Raw genomic sequence first — 20058 nt, 5'->3', positions numbered from 1 at the left:
TTGGTGACTGCGCCTCATGGTGACGGGGCGTCCGGTGGAGCCGGCCGGGCTCGCACGCGACACCCGAACTAGCCTGAATCGTAGGCGAGTTGGAGGCCGCGTGGTCCCGACTCCACCCCTGGCCGGGTCGTCGCCCGGGCCTCCGGCCCCGCGATCCGCGCAGAAAATCGGGGCATCCGGTGGTACCGGCTGGAAATCCGGTCATAAATGAGTTGTCCGCCGGGGCGGCTTCCTGCTGTACTCCCGGCATCGGCCGACCGGACATCGGTCAATCGAGACCCAGGAGACGATCATGCGCGGAACTCTCGTGTTCATTCAGACGGAAATTGCCACCGATCTTGAGGACATGAAGCTTCGTGCACATGCTGAACCTGGGAATTCTGGCGCATGTCGACGCCGGTAAGACAAGCCTGACCGAGCGGCTGCTCCACGCCGCCGGGGTAATCGACGAGATCGGCAGCGTCGACGACGGGAACACCCAGACCGATTCTCTCGCGCTCGAACGACAGCGCGGCATTACGATCAAGTCGGCCGTCGTCTCGTTTCCCATCGACGACATCACGGTCAATCTGATCGACACACCCGGTCACCCGGACTTCATTGCCGAGGTGGAACGGGTATTGAGCGTGCTCGACGGCGCGGTGCTGGTCATCTCCGCCGTGGAGGGCGTGCAGGCGCAGACCCGCGTGCTGATGCGGACCCTGCAACGGCTGCGCATTCCCACACTCATCTTCGTGAACAAGATCGACCGCGGCGGTGCGCAGTACGCGTCCGTCCTGCGGACCGTCTCCGAGAAGCTGACCCGGGACGTGGTCGCGATGGGGGCGGTCGACGGGCAGGGGACGCGGAGCGCCCGTTACGTGCCGTACACGGACTTCGACCCCGGCTTCACCTCCCGGCTGACCGAACTGCTCGCCGACCGCGACGACGCTCTCCTCGCCGCGTACGTCGACGGCGGCACGCCGCTCCCGTACGGCACGCTCCACAGCGCGCTGGTCGCGCAGACCGGGCAGGCGCTCGTCCATCCGGTCTTCTTCGGCTCGGCCATCACCGGGGCGGGTGTGGACGCGCTGATCGGCGGGATCAGGGAGCTGCTGCCCACGGCCGCGGGCGACGTCGACGGGCCGGTCTCGGGCACCGTGTTCAAGGTCGAGCGCGGTTCGGGCGGCGAGAAGATCGCGTACGTCCGGATGTTCTCGGGAACGGTACGGACCCGTGACCGGCTGCCGTTCGGCCGGGACGGCGGACCCGATGGCAGCGACGCGCCGGGCAAGCGAGGTGGGCGCGACGACGGCAAGGTCACCGCCATCAGCGTCTTCGACCAGGGCTCCGCCGTCCGTGCCGCGTCCGTCCGTGCGGGGCAGATCGGGAAGCTCCGGGGGCTCGGCGACATTCGGATCGGCGATTCGGTCGGCGTGCCGGGCACCGCCACGACCGGTCGCTTCTTCGCCCCGCCGACGCTCGAATCGGTCGTCGTTCCCCTCGCTCCGGCGGGCCGGGGTGAACTCCATCTCGCACTCGCCCAGCTCGCCGAACAGGACCCGCTGATCAATCTGCGTCAGGACGACATCCGGAAGGAAGTGTCCGTATCGCTCTACGGCGAGGTGCAGAAGGAAGTCATTCAGGCGACGCTGGCCGACGGATTCGGGATCGACGTCACCTTCCGGGAGACCACCACCATCTGTGTGGAACGGCCGATCGGCAGCGGATCCGCTTTCGAGGTCGGGGACACGGAGCACAATCCCTTCCTGGCGACCATCGGGCTGCGCGTCGATCCGGCCCCGATCGGCAGCGGGGTGGAATACCGGCTGGAGGTGGAGCTCGGATCCATGCCGTTCTCATTGATGAGGGCGGTCGAGGAAACGGTCCGTTCGGCGCTGCGGCAGGGAATTCACGGCTGGCAGGTAACCGATTGCATTGTCACGATGACGCATTCCGGCTACTGGCCCCGGCAGAGCCATTCGCATGCCGTATTCGACAAATCCATGTCGAGTACGGCCGGGGATTTCCGAAATCTGACACCGCTGGTTCTGATGGCCGCGTTGCAACAGGCCGGCACCACCGTGTACGAGCCGATGCACCGGTTCCGGCTGGAACTTCCGGCGGACACACTCGGCCCGGCCCTGCCCGTACTCTCCCGGCTGCGCGCCGTGCCGCGGACACCGGCCGTGCAGGGTGCGTCGTGCGTACTGCAGGGTGAGATTCCGGCGGCCCGGGTCCATGAACTGCACCAACAGCTTCCGGCTCTCACGCGCGGCGAAGGCGTCCTGGAGACGGCCTTCGACTCGTACCGGGCGGTTGTCGGTACGGCCCCGGACCGTCCGCGTACCGACCACAATCCGCTCAACCGCAAGGAGTACCTGCTGCACACGGTGCGCAGGATCGCCGGGCAGGGGGATCCCCGGTAGCCGGTGCCGGGGCGGGAGGGGGTCCGAGTCCGGCGTACCGCCGGACCTGCGCGGCTCCCCTTCCGTCCCGATGTAGGGCACCCTTGGCTGCCGCCCGACACCGCCCGCAGGGAGCCAGTGCACCTTTGTCGACAGCTGAGATCGCACACGAGCAGGACCACCTCGACATGCTCCACGCCCGCGTGGAGACCCTCCGCGACGACGCCCGGCACCAGCTGACCGGCGTCCTCCGGGAGACCGGCGGGACCCGGCAGGGGCGGCTGGAGCGCGAGGCCGCCGCCGGCCGGTACGCCGCGCAGGTCGCGCGGTACGACGCCGCCGAGAACGGGCTCTGCTTCGGGCGGCTCGATCTGCGGGACGGCGATCGGCACTACATCGGGCGCGTCGGACTGCCCGCCGAGTCCGCCGACGACGATCCGCTGCTGCTGGACTGGCGCGCACCCGCCGCCCGCCCCTTCTACGTCGCCACGCCCGCCGCCCCGCACGGCGTCCGCAAGCGCCGCCACATCACCACCCGGGGGGACCGGGTCGTCCGGCTCGACGACGAGGTTCTCGACCACGACGGGGTGCCGGTCGGCGAGCTGACCGGGGAGGCCGCACTGCTCGCCTCGCTCGACGCCGGGCGCACCGGCCGCATGCACGACATCGTTGCCACGCTCCAGGCCGAGCAGGACGCGATCATCCGCTCCGACCACCGCGGGGTCCTGGTGGTGCAGGGCGGCCCCGGCACCGGCAAGACCGCGGTCGCGCTCCACCGGGCCGCGTATCTCCTCTACACGCACCGGCAACTGGCCTCCCGGGGCGTGCTGGTCGTCGGACCGAACCCCACCTTTATCGGGTACATCGGCCAGGTGCTGCCCGGTCTCGGCGAGAACAGCGTGCTGCTGTCCACCGTCGGCGAGCTGTTCCCGGGCGTCCGCGCCGACCGGACCGAACCGCCGGAGACCGCCGAGCTCAAGGGGCGTACGGAGATGGCGGCCGTGATCGCGGCGGCGGTCCGGGACCGGCAGGTGCCTGCGGGCACCGGGCTGGAGGTCGAGTTCGACGGCGATGTCGTCCGCCTCGACCACCAGGAGTGCGTACGCGCCGCCGACGTCGCCCGCGCAACCAGGCTGCCGCACAACAGGGCCGCCCCCGTCTTCCGGCGCGAGATCGTCGCCGCGCTGGCCCGACGGTCCGTCGAGGACACCCGCCACCTCGCCGACCGGCTGGAGGCGGACATCGCCGAGGTGCTGGCCGAGGCCGACCTCGACCGTGCCGTACGCGCCGACCTGGACGCCCTGCCGGGGCTGCTCGGCGAGGAGGACTCGGCCGCTGCCCAGGAACGGACCGAGGCGCAGGACATCGCCGACGTACGGCGGATGCTCGCCACCGACACCGACGTAAGGGCGGCGGTCGACGCCCTGTGGCCGCCGCTCACCGCACAGCAGTTGCTGACCGACCTGTACGGCGACCGTACGCGGCTTACTTCGGCGGCACATGAACTGACCCGCACGGAAAGGGAGTTGCTGTACCGGGCGCCGGGGGGCGGCTGGACCGCCGCGGACGTGCCGCTGCTCGACGAGACCGGCGAACTGCTCGGTCAGGACAACCGTGCGGCCGAGGCCGCCGCCGCGGCCGAGCGGGCGGAGGGTGTCGCGTATGCGCAGGGCGTCCTCGACCTCGCGGCAGGCGAAGGTGAGGACGAGGAGAGCCTCACGGGCATGCTCGACGCCGAGACGCTCGCCGACCGTCACGAGGAACGCATGGTCCGCACCGTCGCCGAACGCGCCTTCGCCGACCGGGACTGGGTCTTCGGGCACATCATCGTCGACGAGGCGCAGGAGCTGTCCCAGATGGCCTGGCGACTGCTGATGCGGCGCTGCCCCACCCGCTCCATGACCCTGGTCGGCGACGTCGCGCAGACCGGTGACGCGGCGGGTGCCTCTTCGTGGGCGTCCGCGCTCGCCCCGCACGTCGGCGACCGGTGGCGGCAGGTGTCCCTCACGGTCAACTACCGCACCCCAGCCGAGATCATGGCATCCACCACGGAGGTCCTCGCGGCGCTCGGCCCGGGGCTCCAGCTGCCACGCTCGGTGCGGGAGACGGGGGTGGAGCCGTGGCGCATGCGCACCGAGCCAGGCCTGCTGGCCCGCACCCTCGCCGACCGGGCTGCGAAGGAGGCCGCCGTGCTGGAGGACGGCCGGCTCGCGGTACTCGTCCCCGACGCCCGCCGCGACGAACTGGGCGCCGCGGTCGTCGAGTCGGTCCCGGACGCGGTGTACGGGGACGAGCCCGACCTGGAGAGCCGGGTGGTGGTGCTGGGGGTGCGCCAGGCGAAGGGACTGGAGTTCGACGCGGTGCTCATCGCCGATCCGACGGAGATCCTGGCCCGCTCGACACGCGGTCTGAACGACCTGTACGTCGCACTGACCCGGGCGACACAACGCCTCGGGATCATCCACGGGGGCCCGGTCCCAGCGGTGCTGGAGGGGACGGTCACGGAACTCCCCTGAGGGTGGGCGACACACCTCGCAAAGGGATCGCGGCCCGGCGCGGTCAGGGGATCGCGAGCCGGATCCGCTCCGTCACGACCGCCAGGTCCTCCTCGATCGCGGCCGCCGCCGCCGTGAGCGCGGGCAGCACCGCTCGCCGCACGGCGTCCAGGGTGCCCCGGCTGGCGTGGGTGGAGACGTTCACGGCGGCGACCACCCGGCCGGTGCGGTCGTGCACCGGCACCGCGATCGACCGCAGCCCCTCCTCCAGCTCCTGGTCCACCAGGGCGTGACCGTCCCGTCGTGCCTGTGCCACGGCCTCGGCGAGATCGGCGGCGTCGACCCGGGTGAACCGCGTCAGCGGCCGCACCAAGGCGCGGGCCAGCCGCTCGGCCGCCTCCCGCTCGGGCAGACCGGCAAGCAGCACCCGGCCCATGGAGGTGGCGTACGCCGGGAAGCGGGTGCCGACCGTGATGTTGACACTCATGATGCGTACGGTGTGCACCCGGGCGACGTACATGATGTCGTCGTCGGCCAGCACCGCGACGGACGCCGAGTCGTGGACCTGCTCCACCAGCCGGGCCAGATGGGGCTGCGCGATCTCCGCGAAGCTCAGCCGGGAGAGCCGGGCATAGCCCAGTTCCAGCACCGTGGGCAGCAGCGTGAAACGTCGTCCCTCACCGGCAGGGGCCGCGTACCCCAGCTGCTGGAGGGAGAGCAGCGCCCGACGGGCGGTGGCGCGGGCCAGGCCGGTGGCCTCCGCAGCGCCGGACAGGGTCAGCCCACCAGGTGCTGATCCCAGCGCGGTGAGCACGGCCAGCCCCCGGGTCAGCGACTGCAGGAATTCCGGACCCAGTTCCGCCTTGGCGGCGCGCGAGGTGTCCGGGCCGCCGGGCGCGGGCGGCGTGGCCGCCGGTGCGGGGGAGGCCAGTGCCGCCTCCATCCGCGCCCCGTACTCCCGCAGCCGGGGCAGGGCGTGCTCGGCCAGCGACCGGGCGCTGTGCCTGCTGGTGTGACTGACCACGCTGAGCGCGCACACCGTGCTGCCGTCGGGGGCGTGCACGGGGACCGCGACGGCGACCAGACCGGGCTCGATCAGCTGGTCGTCGGCGGCCCAGCCGGCGCCACGGGCGTTGGCCACCCGCTGCCGGAAGGCCGACTCCACCTCGCCGGGGGCCGGTGGCGCCGAGCGGGGCGGAACGGCGGGGAAGCCGGCGTCACGGGGGTCGTCGCGCAGCCGGGCGCGCCAGTCGGCTTGCTGCTCGGGGCCCCAGTCGGAGGCGAAGAGGGCGCCCGGGGCGCACCGCTCGGCGGGCAGCAGGTCACCGATCTGGAAGGCCAGCGCCATGGTGCGCCGCCGGGTGGACTGGCTGATGAACCGCACCCCGGCGCCGTCCGGCACCGCGAGGGAGACCGACTCGTCCAGCTCGTCGGCCAACGCGACGGCGAGCGGTTCCAGGGCGTCGGGGAGACCGCAGCAGGTGAGGTAGGCATTGCCCAGCTCCATCAGGCGCGGTGCGAGCAGCACGTCGCGGTCGTCCTCGACGCGCAGATATCCCAGGTGGGTGAGGGTGGCGACGATGCGGTCGACGGTGGAGCGTGCCAGGCCGGTGGCGCGGACCAGATCGCCGGGGCGCATCCGCGGTCCGGGGCGGGCGGCCAGGGCGCGCAGCACGGCAAGACCGCGCTCCAGCGGTCCGACCGGCTCGCTGCCGGGTGCTGCGGCGTCCGCCTCGGGTGCGGTCGCGGCATGCGGCATGCGGTCCTCCTCGTCGAGCCTCCGGGGTGTGCGGAAACCGTACCCGCCGGACCCTGCGGCCGCGCGGGGCGGCCGGGCCCTGCGCACCCGCTCCACCTGCGCCGACGAGGTGGTGATGGGCGGCCGCGCCCGGGCAACGTCCGCGGTGCGCGGCGTTCTTCGGCCCCGCACCGCCGCTGCGTCCGCAGGAGCTCAACCGATGTGCAGGCCCGCGTAGTTCTCGGCGAGCTCCGCGGCCGCGTGCCGGGACGACGACACGCGGTCCAGCTGGGAGACCTGGAGCCGGGTCTCGAATGCGCTCTGGCCCGGGTCGGTGTGCAGGGTCGTCGTCATGAAGTACGAGAAGTGCTCCGCGCGCCACACCCGGCGCAGACAGGTGTCCGAGTACTCGTCGAGCAGCCCGCTGGAGCCGCTGTCCTTCAGGTGCGCAAAGGCCCGGGCGAGCACGACGACGTCGGAGACCGCGAGGTTGAGCCCCTTGGCACCGGTGGGCGGCACGATGTGCGCGGCGTCGCCGGCCAGGAAGACCCGGCCCCAGCGCATGGGCTCGGTGACGAAGCTGCGCATCGGCAGCACGGCCTTGGAGGTGATCGGGCCGCGTTCGAGCCGCCAGTCGCCGTCGGTGGCGAAACGGGCGTCGAGCTCGTCCCATATCCGGTCGTCCGGCCAGTCGGCCGGATCGGTGCCGTTCGGGACCTGCAGATAGAGCCGGCTGACCGTGGCCGAGCGCATGCTGTGCAGGGCGAAGCCGCGCGGCGAGTGGGCGTAGATCAGCTCGTCGCAGGACGGCGGGACGTCGGCCAGGATGCCGAACCACGAGTAGGGGTAGACCCGCTCGAAGGCGCTCATGACGCCGTCCGGGACCGCCTTGCGGGTCACGCCGTGGAACCCGTCGCAGCCCACGACGTAGTCGCACCCGAGTGTCCTGTCCTGGCCCTGGTGGGTGTAGTGGATGACGGGCCGGTCGGTGTCGGCTCCGACGACCTCGTTCACCTGGGCCTCGAACAGCAGCGGGGCGCCGTCCGCCACCTGAAGGGCGATCAGGTCCTTGACGACCTCGGTCTGGGCGTAGACCCACACCTTGCGGCCGCCGGTGAGCGACGGGAAGTCGATGCGCTGTGCCCGGCGGTTCCAGCGCAGCTCGATGCCGTCGTGGACGATGCCCTCGCGGTCCAGTCGCTCGCCTGCACCGGACTCCCGCAGCACGTCGACCGTGCTCTGCTCGAGGATGCCGGCGCGCTGGCGCTGCTCGACGTAGGTGCGGTCCCGGCTCTCCAGAACGACGCAGTCGATGCCGGAGTTGTGCAGGAGCCGGGCGAGCAGCAGCCCCGCGGGGCCGCCGCCGACGATGGCGACGGTGGTGTGGTCCATGGCGGTCAGTTCTCCTCTTCGAGAATGCGGTTCGCGATGGCGAAAGCGGCGTTCGCCGCGGGCACGCCGCAGTAGACGGCCGACTGGAGCAGCACTTCCTGGATCTCCTCGGGGGTGAGACCGTTGCGCCGCGCGGCCCGTACATGCATGGCCAGTTCCTCGTGGTGGCCGTGGGCCACCAGCGCGGTGAGGGTGATGCAGCTGCGGGTTCTGCGGCTCAGCCCGGGCCGGGTCCAGATCTCGCCCCATGCGTAGCGGGTGATGAAGTCCTGGAAACCGGCGGTGAAGTCGGTGGTGCGGGTGATCGCCCGGTCGACGTGCTCGTCGCCGAGCACGGCGCGGCGCACGGCCATACCGGCGTCGTGCCGGGAGGCGTCGTCGGCAGGCGGTGCGGCATCGGCCGCGAAGTGTCCCAGCAGGGCGGCCAGCACGGGCACCGGACGCTCGACGTTGGCGAGGTGCGCGGCGTGCGCCACCTCGGTCAGGGCCGCGCCGGGGATGCCGTCGGCCAGCTCGCGGGCGTGTGCGACGGGCGTCGCCAGGTCCTCGCGGCCCGCGACGACCAGGGTCGGTGCGGTGATACGAGACAGCTCGGCGCGCAGGTCGAGGTCGGCGAGTGCGTCGCAGAGCCCGGCGTAGGCCCGGGGATCGGCCGCGGACAGGTCGGCGACCATCGCCCGTGCGGCCGGGGAGGCCGCGGAGGACGGGGTGAACCAGCGGGCGGGGGCGGTCTCCGCGACCGGGCCGGTGCCCTCGGCGCGCACCAGCGCCGCGCGGTCGGACCAGCCCTCCGGCGGTCCGAAGTGGGCCGAGGAACAGAGGATCACGAGCGAGGTGACCCGCTCGGGGTGGTGCACGGCGAGCCAGGTGCCGACGGCGCCGCCGAGCGAGATACCGGCGTAGCCGAACTCCTCGATGCCGAGTGCGTCGGCGAGGCCGAGGACGAGCTGCCCGAGGTCGGCGACGGTGCCTCCGTCGGGCAGCAGGCCGGCCGGGGAGCCGCCGTGGCCGGGCAGGTCCCAGCGCACCACTCGGCGGGTCCGGGCCAGCGACGGGGTCTGCGGGTCCCACACGGCCAGCGAGGTGCCGAGCGAAGGGCCCAGGATCAGCGGCGGGGCGGAGTCCCGGCCGTCCACACGGTGGTGCAGCAGATGCTGCGCGGGGGCAGAAGTGCTCATGCGGTCTCCTCGTGCTGGTGGTACAGGGCCGCCCGGCGGGCGGTGGGGCGCGGACGGCCGCGGCCGCCGGCCGGTGCGGTGGGGCAGGGGGCTGCCCGGCGCCGTCGATGTCCGACGCTCTATCAGATCGGGGCCCGGACGACACCGATGCTGCGTCAGATCGAGTCCTGCGCAGCGCGGACGCCGTGTCAGATCGGGTTCTGGGCGGCGCCGGTGCGGCGCAGGGCGCGGTCCACGAGGGCGCCCGAGGAGCCCGCGTACCGTGTCGGGTCGGTCAGTGCGCGCAGCCGGTCCTGCGGGAGGGCGCCGGCGATGCCGGGCTCCTGCCGGAGCGCCTCGTCGAGTTCCATGCCCTGCTCGACGGCGCGGCGAGAGGCCCGGGACAGCGCCTGCCTGGCCTCGCCCCGGCCGATCAGGGCCGCCAGCACCGCGGCGAGCCGCTCGCTGATGATCAGGCCGTCGGTGGCGTCGAGGTTGTCGCGCATCCGGTTCGGGTGGACGCGCAGGCCTTCGGCCAGTTCGGCGGCGTCGCGGGCGGCTCCGCCGACCAGGCGCAGGGCCTGGCGCAGGGGCTGCCACTCGGCGTGCCAGGCGCCGGCCGGGCGTTCGTCCTCGGCGGCGAGCCCGGCGTAGAGCACGGACGCGAGGGCGGGGACCTGTCGGGCCGCGGCGGCGATCAGCGTGGCGCGGACCGGGTTGGCCTTGTGCGGCATGGCGGAGGAGCCGCCGCCGCTGCTCTCGCCGAGTTCGCCGATCTCCGTACGGGACATCAGCAGGACGTCCGCCGCGAGTTTGCCGAGTGCTCCGGCGGTGAAGGCGAGCGCGCCGGCCAGGTCGGCGACGGGGGTGCGCAGGGTGTGCCAGGGCAGCGTGGGCTCTGCCAGTCCGGCCTCGGCGGCGTAGCCGGCGAGCAGTCGCAGGCCCAGGTCCGGGCCGGGATCCGGGTCGGCGGTCGAGCCGTCGGCCTCGGCGAAGGCGTGAAAGGCCGCCAGGGTGCCGGCCGCTCCGCCGAGTTGCGCGGGCAGCGCTGCCCGGACGGCCGCGAGGCGTTCGCGGGCGTCGAGCACCAGCGAGCGCCAGCCGGCGGCCTTGAGGCCGAAGGTGGTGGGCACCGCGTGCTGGGTGAGCGTGCGTCCGGCGATCGGTGTGTCGCGGTGCTCGGCGGCGAGCCGTGCCAGGGCGCCGGCCGCGCGTCCGAGGTCGGCGAGGACGGGTTCCAGGGCGCGGGCGGCGACCAGCATGGCGGCCGTGTCCAGGATGTCCTGGCTGGTGGCGCCGCGGTGCACATGGGCGGCGGCCTGCCGGTCGTGCTCGGCGACGGCCGCGGTCAGGTCGGCGACGAGCGGGATGACGGGGTTGCCGCCGGAGCGGGCGCGCAGCGCGAGATCCCGGACGTCGTAGCGGGCGGTCTCGGCGGCCGCCGCCGTGACGACCTGCGCCGCCGCGGCGGGGGCGAGGCCCAGCGCGGCCTGCGCGCGGGTCAGCGCGGCTTCGGCATCCAGCATCGCGCGGACGTACGCGGCGTCGCCGGTGGCGGCCTCGACCGGTGACCCGGCCTGCCCCGGGGAGAGCAGGCCGAGGTCCTCGGCGGGGTCAGTCGAAGGCAAGGAAGACCGTCTCCTCGTGCTCACCGTCACCCTGGAGCCGGATGTCGAAGCGGTGCAGCCGTTCTCCGTGCGGGACGGCGAGGAGCGTGGCGCGGCGGGCGGGCTCCAGGCCGGCCAGCAGCGGGTCGGCCGCGGTGTCGGTCAGGCCGGGCAGGTAGATCCGGGTGTGCAGATGGTGCAGCAGACCGCGGGCGAAGACGATCACCGAGAGGTAGGGGACGCCGCCGGGCGGCAGCGTGCGCAGCTCGTAGTGGCCGTCCGCGTCGGTCCCGACGCGGCCGAAGCCGGTGAAGCCGACGTCGGCCCGGCCGATGACCGCTCCGGTGACGGGGTCGCGGCGCAGCGAGCCGGGCGCGCCGCGGCGTGAGCCGTCGGGTGCGGGCTGCCAGATCTCGATGAGGGCGTCGGGCACGGGAGCCCCGGCGCCGTCGTAGACGTAGCCGTGGACGGTGAGGGCGTCGGGGTGTCCGGCGGGGGCGATCTCGCCGCCCTTCGCGAAGGGCAGCGCGTAGCCGTAGAACGGGCCCACGGTCTGCGACGGGGTGGTGGACATCAGCGGCCCTCCTCGATCCAGGTGGCGGCCGGACCGTCGAGGACGATGTCCCAGCGGTAGCCGAGCGACCATTCGGGGGTGGACAGGTCGTGGTCGTACGTCGCGACGAGCCGCCGGCGCGCGGAGTCGTCGGTGACGGACTGGAGGATGGGGTCGTAGGCGAAGAGCGGATCCCCCGGGAAGTACATCTGGGTGATCAGCCGCTGGGTGAAGGCGTTGCCGAACAGCGAGAAGTGGATGTGGGCAGGACGCCAGGCGTTGACGTGGTTGCGCCAGGGGTAGGCGCCCGGCTTGACGGTGACGAACTCGTACGCGCCCTGGTCGTCGGTCAGGCAGCGGCCCACGCCGGTGAAGTTGGGATCGAGCGGGGCAGGATGGTCGTCGCGCTGGTGGGCGTAGCGACCCGAGGCGTTGGCCTGCCAGATCTCGACCAGCTGGCCGCGCACCGGGCGGCCGTCCCGGTCCAGCACCCGGCCGGTGACCCTGATCCGCTCGCCGAGCGGCTCGCCCTGGTGCCGGCGGGTCAGGTCGTGGTCGAGGGCGGTGACATCGGTGACGCCGAAGACCGGGCCGGAGAGCTCCACGGCCTCGGGGTCGTGCAGGGCGACCAGCGGCTTGCCGGGGTGGCGCAGGACGCTGCTGCGGTAAGGGGCGTAACCGCGGTCGGGGTGGCTCCTCGCGGGCGCACCGGCGGCCACGGCCTTGGCGTAGGCCTCGCGCTGCTCGGCTATCTCCTCGGAGATCCGACCTTGGGTCAGAGGGGTGGTCATACGGGGTTTCCTACCTTTCCAGGACCAGGGCGAGGCCCTGTCCGACGCCGATGCACGGGGCGGCGAGGGCCGGTTCCGGAGCCCGCGCCGGCGAGCTGATGGGCGACGGCTCCGGTGATACGGGCGCCGGAGGCGCCGAGCGGGTGGCCGATGGCGATGGCTCCGCCGCGCGGGTTGACGACCGCGGGGTCGAGGCTGGAGGCGCACAACCGGTTGACGGTGCTGCCGGGGACGGTGACGGGTGGTCCGGCGAGCAGCATGGCCATCCGGGTGACGTTGCGGTCCTCCCCACCGGCGCCGTTGGCATTGCCGACGAGGACGTTGTCGATCCGAGCCGGGTCGAGTTCCGGTGTACGGGTCAGCAGGGACCGCAGCATGCGCGGCGGGCGGTGGACATCGCGTAGTTGACGGGTCATCGCGCGCTCCCTTCGACGGCCGCGGTGATCCGGACCGGGGCGGCGGTCAGGCGCTGGATCTCCTCGACGGTGACGCCCGGGGCACTCTCCACCAGGACGAGGCCGTCGTCGGTGACGTCCAGGACGCCGAGGTCGGTGATGATGCGGTCGACACAGGTCCGGCCGGTGAGCGGGAGCGTGCACTCCTCGACGATCTTCGGGCTGCCGTCCTTGGCAGTGTGAGTCATCGTCACGATGACCCGCCGGGCCCCGTGCACCAGGTCCATGGCTCCGCCGATGCCGGTGACCAGCTTGCCGGGAACGGCCCAGTTGGCGAGGTCGCCACGGGCGGAGACCTGCATGGCGCCCAGCACGGCGGTGTCGATGTGGCCGCCGCGGATCATCCCGAAGGAGAGCGCCGAGTCGAAGAAGGAGGCGCCGGGCAGGACGGTGACGGTCTCCTTGCCGGCGTTGATCAGGTCCGGGTCGACCTCGTCCTCGCGGGGGAATGGGCCGGTGCCGAGGATTCCGTTCTCCGACTCCAGGACGACCTGGACGCCGTCGGGAAGGTGGTTGGGGATCAGTGTGGGCAGCCCGATGCCGAGGTTCACGTACTCACCGTCGCCCAGCTCGCGGGCCGCGCGGGCGGCCATCTCGTCTCGCGTCCAGGTCATCGGGCCGACACCTTCCTGGTCGTGCGCTTCTCGATCTTCTTGTCCACGGCCTGCCGGGGAGTGAGCGCCACCACCCGCTGGACGAAGATGCCCGGCAGATGGACCTGGTCCGGGTCGATCTCGCCCGGCTCGACCAGCTCCTCGACCTCGGCGATCGTGATCCGGCCGGCCATGGCTGCCGGCGGATTGAAGTTGCGGGACGACTTGTTGAAGACCAGGTTGCCGTGCCGGTCCCCCCTGGCCGCCCGGACCAGTGCGAAGTCGGTGGTGATACCTCGCTCCAGCACGTACTCGACGCCGTCGAACTCGCGGGTCTCCTTGCGCGGCGATGCCACCGAGACCTCGCCCGCGCCGTCATAGCGCCAAGGCAGCCCGCCGTCGGCGACCTGCGTGCCGACGCCGGCCGGTGTGAAGAAGGCGGGGATGCCGCAACCGCCGGCGCGCAGCCGCTCGGCCAGGGTGCCCTGGGGGATGAGCTCGACCTCCAGCTCACCGGCGAGGTACTGCCGGGCGAACTCCTTGTTCGCGCCGATGTAGCTGCCCGTGACCCGGGCGATCCGGCCGGCAGAGAGCAGGACCGCGAGGCCGGAGTCCATCGCACCGCAGTTGTTGGAGACCACACCCAGTCCGCCGACCCCGGTGTCGTACACCGCCTGGATCAGCGTGTTCGGTACGCCGCTGAGGCCGAAGCCACCGACCGCGAACGATGCACCGTCGTGGACATCTGCCACGGCCTGTGCGGCCGAGGCGACCACCTTGTCCATGCGCCCGCCTATCCATCGTGTTCGCCAGGTGAACTTAAGTTCACAGTGCTCCCGAATTCTGATGCCCCGACACCCGGTTCGTCAACGGCTCGGGGTGGCAGGGTTTCGGGCGCAGCCACCGCATCGGACGGCGCGCCCGCGGAACGCCCGGCGTCGGCCGGGGTTCCGCGGGCGCGTCCGATCACGTCACTCGCGAGGCGGGGCAGGGCGAGGCCTCAGTCGGTCGCACCGGCCAGTGTCGAGGTCTGCTGCGCGGCCGCCCCGCGCCGGGCGCGGCGAGCCAATGGCACCAGGCAGATCGCGGCCGCGCCCAGCACGGCGGCGGCGGCGAAGGTGGTGAATCCGAGGCCGGCGTCGCCGCCCTCGATGACGGCGCCGCCGAGCCAGGGGCCGACGACCGCGCCGGTGCGGCCGATGCCGGTGACCCAGCCCAGGCCGGTGGCCCGCTGGGCGGGCGCGTACACGGTGGAGGTGGCCGAATACACCATGGCCTGGGCGCTGAAGAGCCAGATGCCGGTGATGAAGACGACCGTGTAGGCGACGCCGAGCGGCAGGTGGGCCCTGAGCAGGAAGGTGCCGCAGGCGGTCAGGATGAACCAGATCGCGGAGACGCGCACGGCGCCGAAGCGGTCGGCGGCGCGGCCGGCCAGGAGCATGCCGACGATGCCGCCCGCGTTGATGATCATCAGGAAGGTGACGGAGGAGGAGAGGGAGTAGCCGGAGGCCCGCATCAGCTGAGGCAGCCAGGTGGAGACGCCGTAGACGAGCAGCAGACCGGCGAAGGAGGCGACCCACAGCAGCGGGGTCGCGATCCGCGAGCCGGGCGCGAACAGCGACGCGACTGCGGCGAAACGCCCCCGGGCTCCGGCCTCGGGTGCCTCGGCCGCGGTCGGCGAGGGCAGGCCGTAACGGGCGGCGACGGCCTCGGCTTCGGAGGCGCGCCCCTTGGCGAGCAGCACCCCCGGCGACTCGGGCAGCCACTTCAGTACCAGCGGCACCGCGATCAGGGCGGGCAGCACACCGGCCCAGAAGACGGCGCGCCAGCCGAGGTCCGGTGCGAGGGCGAGACCGAGGCCGGTGGCCACCATGCCTCCGGCGTGGTAGGAGGTCATCATCAGCCCGATGGAGAGCGCGGCCCGGCGCGGCGGGGCGAACTCGGTGACGACTGCCAGGGCGATCGGCATCAGCCCGCCCAGGCCCAGGCCGGCCAGGAACCGCCCGGCGCCGAAGACGGTCACGGACGGCGCGAGCGCGCACAGCGCGGAGCCGACGGAGAACAGCGAGACGCTCCAGACCACGACGGGCCGACGACCGAGCCAGTCGGTGAGCGTGCCTGCGGTCAGGGCGCCGATCAGCATGCCGAAGGTGGTCCAGCTGCCGACGGTGCCGGCGGTCGAGGCGGTGAAACCGAGGGAGGAGTCGTCGAGCAGGTGCGGCATCACGGCGCCGTAGATGTTGACGTCCATGCCGTCGAAGAACACGGCCAGCCAGCACAGGGCCATGACGGCGCCGACGGTGCGGAACGAGCGCTCAGGCGGGGTGTGGGGGGTAGTCACTGATACTCACTTCTCTCACGTCGTCGTGGTACCTGCGCTGCACGCCGAAGGGAGGCGGCACGGCCTCCCTGTCGCTGAGGCCGGAGCGGGCCTCTGGAGTCTCGCGTTCGCTGGGTGAACAATGGTTCGAGAGGTGACGTGAGTTTCGGGAAAATCAACGGCCTTGTCAATGGTTCGGGCAGCGAATGTGCCGCGCCGAACGAGGGCGCGCGGGAAGCCCGGAGGGGATCCTCCGGGGCCGGGGGGTGAAGGTCCGCGCGCTCGTACGCTGTCCGGCGGGTGCGCAACTCGGCGCGCGCCCGGGGCGACTTCGGTCCGCAGGAAGCCGGTGGTGAACACGGCGGCCTGCGTACGGCCCGTCCCGGGGCCTGCTCGCCGCAGTCGGGACAGCCCTCAGTTCAGCAACGCCCTCGCCGCGCGCGCCCGCCCTCTGATCGCCTCGGCGGCTGTCGGTTCCACCACCCCGACCAGCTCCGCGTACTCGTCCATCTCGGCCGCCCCGCGAAGGAACTCTCCGCTCTGCACGAGTAGTTGAGCCCGCTCGTAGCGCAGCCTCGCCGGATGGGACGGCAGCAGCAGGGACAGTTCCACCGCCCAGAGCGCCACCCGCGTGCTCTCCGGGCGGACCGCCGCCCACGCCCTGATGTTGTTCAGGATCCGCAGCACGATCTCCAGCGGTCGGGCCGGTACCAGCATCGACGGTTGCAGCGGCGCTCCCGTCGCCCCCGTCACCAGCAGCTCCGCGTCCTGCCCGGTCATGGGCCGGCCGCCGGCGAACGGGTCGGCCAGCACCCGCTCGGCCGGATCGCCGAACCCGACGACGAAATGACCCGGCAGCGCCACCCCGTAAACCGGGGCGCCCGCCCGCCGCGCCACCTCGATCCACACCACCGACAGCAGGATCGGCAGTCCTCGCCGGCGCCGAAGTACGTGGTGCAGCAGTGACGACTCCAGCCGCTGGTAGTCCGCCGAGGAGCCCGAGAACCCGCACCGCTCACCGAGCAGTTCGGCCAGCGCCGAGGCCCAGGCGTGCCCACCCCGTACCCCGTACGGAAGCAGGCCCGCCAGCCGGTCCAGCTCGATCTGCGCCGCGTCGATCCCGTCCGTGTCCAGTGCCGGGTCGGCCTCCGCGGCCAGCAGCAGGCAGAGCAGCGCCAGGTCCGGCCGTTCGGCGCGCGCCTCCTCGGCGAACTGCCGACGGAGCTCGTCCCGCCCGGAGCCCGAAGGGTTCTCGGGGTCCGGCGGGTTCGGGGGGTTCATGGGGGACACGTTTGTACCTTCCCCGGTTACGCCGACCGGAAGTGGTGATAGAGGTGATGCGTCTCGAACCCCATCCGGTCGTAGAGTGCACGCGCCCCCTCGTTGTCCTCCTCCACCTGCAGCCAGGCCGCCGACGCGCCCTCGTCCAGCGCCTGGCGGGCCAGGGCGGTCATCACGGCGGTGGCGAGACCCCGGCGCCGGTACGCGGCACCGACCTCGACGGCCATGAAGCCCGCCCAGCGCCCGTCCACCACACACCGCCCGATCGCGGCGGGCGACTCGCCCTCCGTGTCACCCGGCACGGTCGCGAACCACACCGAGGGCCCGCTGCCCAGCACCTTCAGCACATGAGGGCCGGGGGTGTCGAACCGCTGGTAGCGCGAGAGCCACCCCTCGTCGATCTCCCGGCTCAGCCGCACCGCCGAGATGTCCGCGTCCAGATCGCCGATCGGTGCCAGCGCCGCGATCCGTACCTGCGCCGTCACCTCGCGCCGCCACCCGTGGCCCTCCAGCTCCGCACACAGCTCCTCCTGCGCACCCTCGGCGCCGGTCGCGGTCTGGATGTACGCGGGCAGGCCCCGGTCGTCGTACCACCGCTTCACCCGTGCGAGCGCCTCGTCGAGCGGGATCCCCGGGTCGCCGAGGGGCAGCACGGAGTTGGCGCGCCGGGTGAAGCCGGCCGCGGAGCGCAGCAGCCACTCGCCGAGCGGTTCGCTCTCCACGGGCTGCCAGGCGCGGGCATAAAAGGGGGCGAGCTCCGCGAACGTGGCCGCCGGACCCCGGCGCCGGGCCGGTGCCGACGGCACGACCTTGCCCGCCACCAGCGACGATTCCGCGATATGGACGGACTCACCGCTCTTCGGTGTGATCGACAGCACATCGGCGTCCCATGATGTGAGAACACCTACCGTGTCGGTGAACTTCGACCCCGCCGCGTCGCCTTCGGAGCGGCGTCGGACTGATACCCGTTTGCCCACGTCAGCTGGTGTAATTCGGACCTCAAGCCGTCCGCCCATGGTGAATTCCACAGCTCTGTCCGCCCCTCCTGTTCGGTTCGTGCCCAGGAACGGAGATACTAGGCGTGGGCATCGACGACGCCGCGCTCCCGCGCGAGAGCCAACGCCCTACCGAGGAGGAACGACAGCGTGACCTACGTCATCGCGCAGCCTTGTGTCGACGTAAAGGACAAGGCCTGCATCGAAGAGTGCCCCGTCGACTGCATCTACGAGGGCCAGCGGTCCTTGTACATCCACCCGGACGAATGCGTCGACTGTGGAGCCTGTGAGCCGGTGTGCCCGGTCGAGGCGATCTTCTACGAGGACGACACCCCGGAGGAGTGGAAGGACTACTACAAGGCGAATGTCGAGTTCTTCGACGACCTCGGTTCGCCCGGTGGTGCCTCCAAGCTGGGCCTGATCGAGCGCGACCACGCGTTCATCGCAGCACTGCCGCCGCAGAACCAGTAGGCAGCGACCGGCACGTGCGCCGCCTCGGTCCCGTACGGCTCGTCACCGTGCGGGGCCGAGGTGTTTTCCGGCCCGGGCCACCGGCGGTCCCCGAACCATCCGCATCACCAGAACCACCCTCGTAACCCTCGTACGAGAAAGCAGAGATCCGTGTCCGCAGCAGTCTCCTCCCGCCTCCCGGTCTTCCCCTGGGACAAGCTCGCGCCCTACAAGTCGACCGCTGCGGCCCACCCGGACGGCATCGTCGACCTGTCCGTCGGCACCCCCGTCGACCCCGTGCCCGGCCTGATCCAGCAGGCGCTCGTCGCCGCCGCAGACAGCCCGGGCTATCCGACGGTGTGGGGAACGGCCGAACTCCGCGACGCCCTCACCGGCTGGGTGGAGCGGCGCCTCGGCGCGATCTCCGTGGCGCACGAGAACGTGCTGCCGGTCGTCGGCTCCAAGGAGCTCGTGGCCTGGCTGCCGACCCAGCTCGGTCTCGGTGCGGGCGACAAGGTGGCGTACCCGCGGCTGGCCTACCCGACGTACGAGGTGGGCGCCCGGCTCTGCGGCGCCGAGCCCGTCGTGTACGACGACCCGACCGAGCTCGACCCGGCCGGCCTCAAGCTGATCTGGCTCAATTCGCCGTCCAACCCGACCGGCCGCGTCCTGTCCAAGGACGAGCTGACCCGGATCGTCGCCTGGGCGCGCGAGCACGACGTGCTGGTCTTCAGCGACGAGTGCTACCTGGAGCTGGGCTGGGAGGCCGAACCGGTCTCCGTGCTCCACCCCGACGTCTGCGGCGGTACGTACGAGGGCGTTGTCGCCGTCCACTCGCTCTCGAAGCGCTCCAACCTCGCCGGCTACCGCGCGGCCTTCATCGCGGGCGACGCGGCCGTCCTCGGCGAGCTGCTGCTGATCCGCAAGCACGGCGGAATGATGACGCCCGCCCCGGTCCAGGCGGCCACCGTCGCGGCGCTCGGGGACGACGCGCACGTCGCCGAGCAGCGGACCCGGTACGCGGACCGGCGCGCGGCACTGCGAGCGGCGCTGGAGGCCCACGGCTTCCGGATCGAGCACAGCGAGGCGAGCCTCTACCTGTGGGCGACGCGCGACGAACCGTGCTGGGAGACCGTGGCGTACCTCGCGGAGCTCGGCATCCTGGTGGCGCCGGGCGACTTCTACGGACCGGCGGGCGACCGCTTCGTACGCGTGGCGTTCACGGCGACGGACGAGCGCGTCGAGGCAGCGGTCAAGCGGCTGTCCTGAATCGGACGACCGGCACCGTGATCCGCACCGCATGATCTGAACGACACGCGATTGGGCCTCGGGAGCCGCACCCCCGAGGCCCAATCGCATGTGCCGTGCCGGCTGGATCAGCCGATCGGCAGACCCTGGGTGGGCAGGCCCTGCGTCGGCAGCCCGTGCGTCGGCAGGCCGCCGGTGAGGCTGTCGGTGGGCAGACCACCCTTGGGCGCGGCACCGGTGGCCCCACCGACCAGCTCACCGGCGCTGCCCGCGGCCTCACCGGCGGCCTTCTGCGCGGCGGGGGCGACCGTGCCGCCCGTCTTGACGACGGTCTTGCCGGCGGCCGGAAGGGTCGTCCCGACGATCTTGCCGCCGGTGGCGTCCGCGCCCTTGGCGCCCTGCTGGGACGCGCCGTCGACGGTCTTGCCGAGGCCTGCGCCGTCGACCGTGGTCAGACCGCCGAGCTCGGGGGTCTGCGGGAGCTCCGCGGCACCTGCGGCGCCGGCCGCACCGACCACGGGGGCTGCACCCGCCGCGATCAGCAGCGCGGCACGGGCGATCCGACGGGTCAGGGGGAGGGACATGATGCTCCTTCG

General features: G+C 72.5%; 16 protein-coding genes and 2 pseudogenes. 4 read left to right on the top strand and 14 right to left on the bottom strand.

What is annotated here, in order from left to right; translation table 11 throughout:
- Positions 1 to 356: 356 nt before the first annotated feature.
- Both OHB49_RS16185 and OHB49_RS16180 read left to right on the top strand, forming a co-directional pair.
- Entirely contained in the window at positions 357 to 2408 is a 2052-nt protein-coding gene (locus tag OHB49_RS16185; protein WP_329161067.1) for a translation factor GTPase family protein, read from the top strand.
- Between the two features lie 125 nt (positions 2409 to 2533).
- Positions 2534 to 4903, top strand: a complete 2370-nt coding sequence (locus OHB49_RS16180; protein WP_329161065.1) for a HelD family protein — start codon at positions 2534 to 2536, stop codon at positions 4901 to 4903.
- 43 nt (positions 4904 to 4946) lie between these two features.
- On the opposite strand, the gene OHB49_RS16175 is transcribed toward OHB49_RS16180, so the two are convergent.
- From OHB49_RS16175 to OHB49_RS16115, 13 genes and pseudogenes are all read right to left on the bottom strand, one after another.
- Positions 4947 to 6641, bottom strand: coding sequence for an IclR family transcriptional regulator domain-containing protein (locus OHB49_RS16175; RefSeq protein ID WP_329161063.1), 1695 nt, complete (start codon positions 6639 to 6641; stop codon positions 4947 to 4949).
- Positions 6642 to 6833: 192 nt separating this feature from the next.
- Positions 6834 to 8012, bottom strand: coding sequence for a 4-hydroxybenzoate 3-monooxygenase (locus OHB49_RS16170; RefSeq protein WP_329161062.1), 1179 nt, complete (start codon positions 8010 to 8012; stop codon positions 6834 to 6836).
- A gap of 5 nt (positions 8013 to 8017) precedes the next feature.
- Complete coding sequence (pcaDC, locus tag OHB49_RS16165; protein ID WP_329161060.1) at positions 8018 to 9190, bottom strand: bifunctional 3-oxoadipate enol-lactonase/4-carboxymuconolactone decarboxylase PcaDC; 1173 nt, start codon at positions 9188 to 9190, stop codon at positions 8018 to 8020.
- A 188-nt stretch (positions 9191 to 9378) separates the two neighbouring features.
- Positions 9379 to 10797, bottom strand: a complete 1419-nt coding sequence (gene pcaB, locus OHB49_RS16160; RefSeq protein ID WP_329161058.1) for a 3-carboxy-cis,cis-muconate cycloisomerase — start codon at positions 10795 to 10797, stop codon at positions 9379 to 9381.
- Positions 10784 to 11350, bottom strand: a complete 567-nt coding sequence (pcaG, locus tag OHB49_RS16155; protein WP_329161056.1) for a protocatechuate 3,4-dioxygenase subunit alpha — start codon at positions 11348 to 11350, stop codon at positions 10784 to 10786. The genes pcaB and pcaG overlap by 14 nt, the downstream gene beginning before the upstream one ends.
- Positions 11350 to 12120 (bottom strand): protocatechuate 3,4-dioxygenase subunit beta, encoded by a 771-nt coding sequence (pcaH, locus tag OHB49_RS16150; protein WP_030969562.1) that lies wholly within the window; start codon positions 12118 to 12120, stop codon positions 11350 to 11352. The genes pcaG and pcaH overlap by 1 nt, the downstream gene beginning before the upstream one ends.
- Positions 12121 to 12130: 10 nt before the next feature.
- Positions 12131 to 12314, bottom strand: a pseudogene (locus OHB49_RS16145) (3-oxoadipyl-CoA thiolase); the annotation flags it as partial.
- 54 nt (positions 12315 to 12368) lie between these two features.
- Positions 12369 to 12497, bottom strand: a pseudogene (locus tag OHB49_RS16140) (3-oxoadipyl-CoA thiolase); the annotation flags it as partial.
- Between the two features lie 35 nt (positions 12498 to 12532).
- Complete coding sequence (locus tag OHB49_RS16135; protein WP_030969567.1) at positions 12533 to 13189, bottom strand: CoA transferase subunit B; 657 nt, start codon at positions 13187 to 13189, stop codon at positions 12533 to 12535.
- A complete protein-coding gene (locus OHB49_RS16130) occupies positions 13186 to 13953 on the bottom strand; it encodes a CoA transferase subunit A (protein ID WP_329161050.1) in 768 nt (255 codons plus the stop codon). Before OHB49_RS16130 ends, OHB49_RS16135 begins: the two co-directional genes overlap by 4 nt.
- Positions 13954 to 14168: 215 nt before the next feature.
- Complete coding sequence (locus OHB49_RS16125; protein WP_329161048.1) at positions 14169 to 15509, bottom strand: MFS transporter; 1341 nt, start codon at positions 15507 to 15509, stop codon at positions 14169 to 14171.
- Positions 15510 to 15902: 393 nt separating this feature from the next.
- Entirely contained in the window at positions 15903 to 16769 is an 867-nt protein-coding gene (locus tag OHB49_RS16120) for a transglutaminase-like domain-containing protein (protein WP_313939049.1), read from the bottom strand.
- Between the two features lie 26 nt (positions 16770 to 16795).
- Positions 16796 to 17797, bottom strand: a complete 1002-nt coding sequence (locus tag OHB49_RS16115) for a GNAT family N-acetyltransferase (protein WP_329161046.1) — start codon at positions 17795 to 17797, stop codon at positions 16796 to 16798.
- 117 nt (positions 17798 to 17914) lie between these two features.
- On the opposite strand from OHB49_RS16115, the gene fdxA reads away from it, so the two are divergent.
- Together fdxA and dapC are read left to right on the top strand one after the other, a co-directional pair.
- The gene (gene fdxA / locus OHB49_RS16110; protein ID WP_018956287.1) at positions 17915 to 18235 is read left to right on the top strand and encodes a ferredoxin; all 321 of its coding nucleotides are present in this window, start codon (positions 17915 to 17917) and stop codon (positions 18233 to 18235) included.
- A 150-nt stretch (positions 18236 to 18385) separates the two neighbouring features.
- A complete protein-coding gene (dapC, locus tag OHB49_RS16105) occupies positions 18386 to 19483 on the top strand; it encodes a succinyldiaminopimelate transaminase (RefSeq protein ID WP_030969578.1) in 1098 nt (365 codons plus the stop codon).
- A 107-nt stretch (positions 19484 to 19590) separates the two neighbouring features.
- On the opposite strand, the gene OHB49_RS16100 is transcribed toward dapC, so the two are convergent.
- Positions 19591 to 20046 carry an ATP-binding protein gene (locus tag OHB49_RS16100; RefSeq protein WP_329161044.1) on the bottom strand — a complete coding sequence of 152 codons (456 nt, stop codon included), beginning with the start codon at positions 20044 to 20046 and terminating at the stop codon, positions 19591 to 19593.
- Between the last annotated feature and the right edge of the window lie 12 nt (positions 20047 to 20058).

It is taken from the genome of Streptomyces sp. NBC_01717 (assembly GCF_036248255.1).
Taxonomy (GTDB): domain Bacteria; phylum Actinomycetota; class Actinomycetes; order Streptomycetales; family Streptomycetaceae; genus Streptomyces.
This window is presented reverse-complemented; position numbering and strand designations above follow the sequence as displayed.

Excerpts from the sequence above, each read along its gene's own strand:
- OHB49_RS16175 (WP_329161063.1), bottom strand. The coding sequence starts at position 6,641 with ATGCCGCATGCCGCGACCGCACCCGAGGCGGACGCCGCAGCACCCGGC.
- OHB49_RS16170 (WP_329161062.1), bottom strand. The coding sequence starts at position 8,012 with ATGGACCACACCACCGTCGCCATCGTCGGCGGCGGCCCCGCGGGGCTG.
- pcaDC (WP_329161060.1), bottom strand. The coding sequence starts at position 9,190 with ATGAGCACTTCTGCCCCCGCGCAGCATCTGCTGCACCACCGTGTGGAC.
- pcaG (WP_329161056.1), bottom strand. The coding sequence starts at position 11,350 with ATGTCCACCACCCCGTCGCAGACCGTGGGCCCGTTCTACGGCTACGCG.
- pcaH (WP_030969562.1), bottom strand. The coding sequence starts at position 12,120 with ATGACCACCCCTCTGACCCAAGGTCGGATCTCCGAGGAGATAGCCGAG.
- OHB49_RS16135 (WP_030969567.1), bottom strand. The coding sequence starts at position 13,189 with ATGACCTGGACGCGAGACGAGATGGCCGCCCGCGCGGCCCGCGAGCTG.
- OHB49_RS16130 (WP_329161050.1), bottom strand. The coding sequence starts at position 13,953 with ATGGACAAGGTGGTCGCCTCGGCCGCACAGGCCGTGGCAGATGTCCAC.
- OHB49_RS16120 (WP_313939049.1), bottom strand. The coding sequence starts at position 16,769 with ATGAACCCCCCGAACCCGCCGGACCCCGAGAACCCTTCGGGCTCCGGG.
- OHB49_RS16100 (WP_329161044.1), bottom strand. The coding sequence starts at position 20,046 with ATGTCCCTCCCCCTGACCCGTCGGATCGCCCGTGCCGCGCTGCTGATC.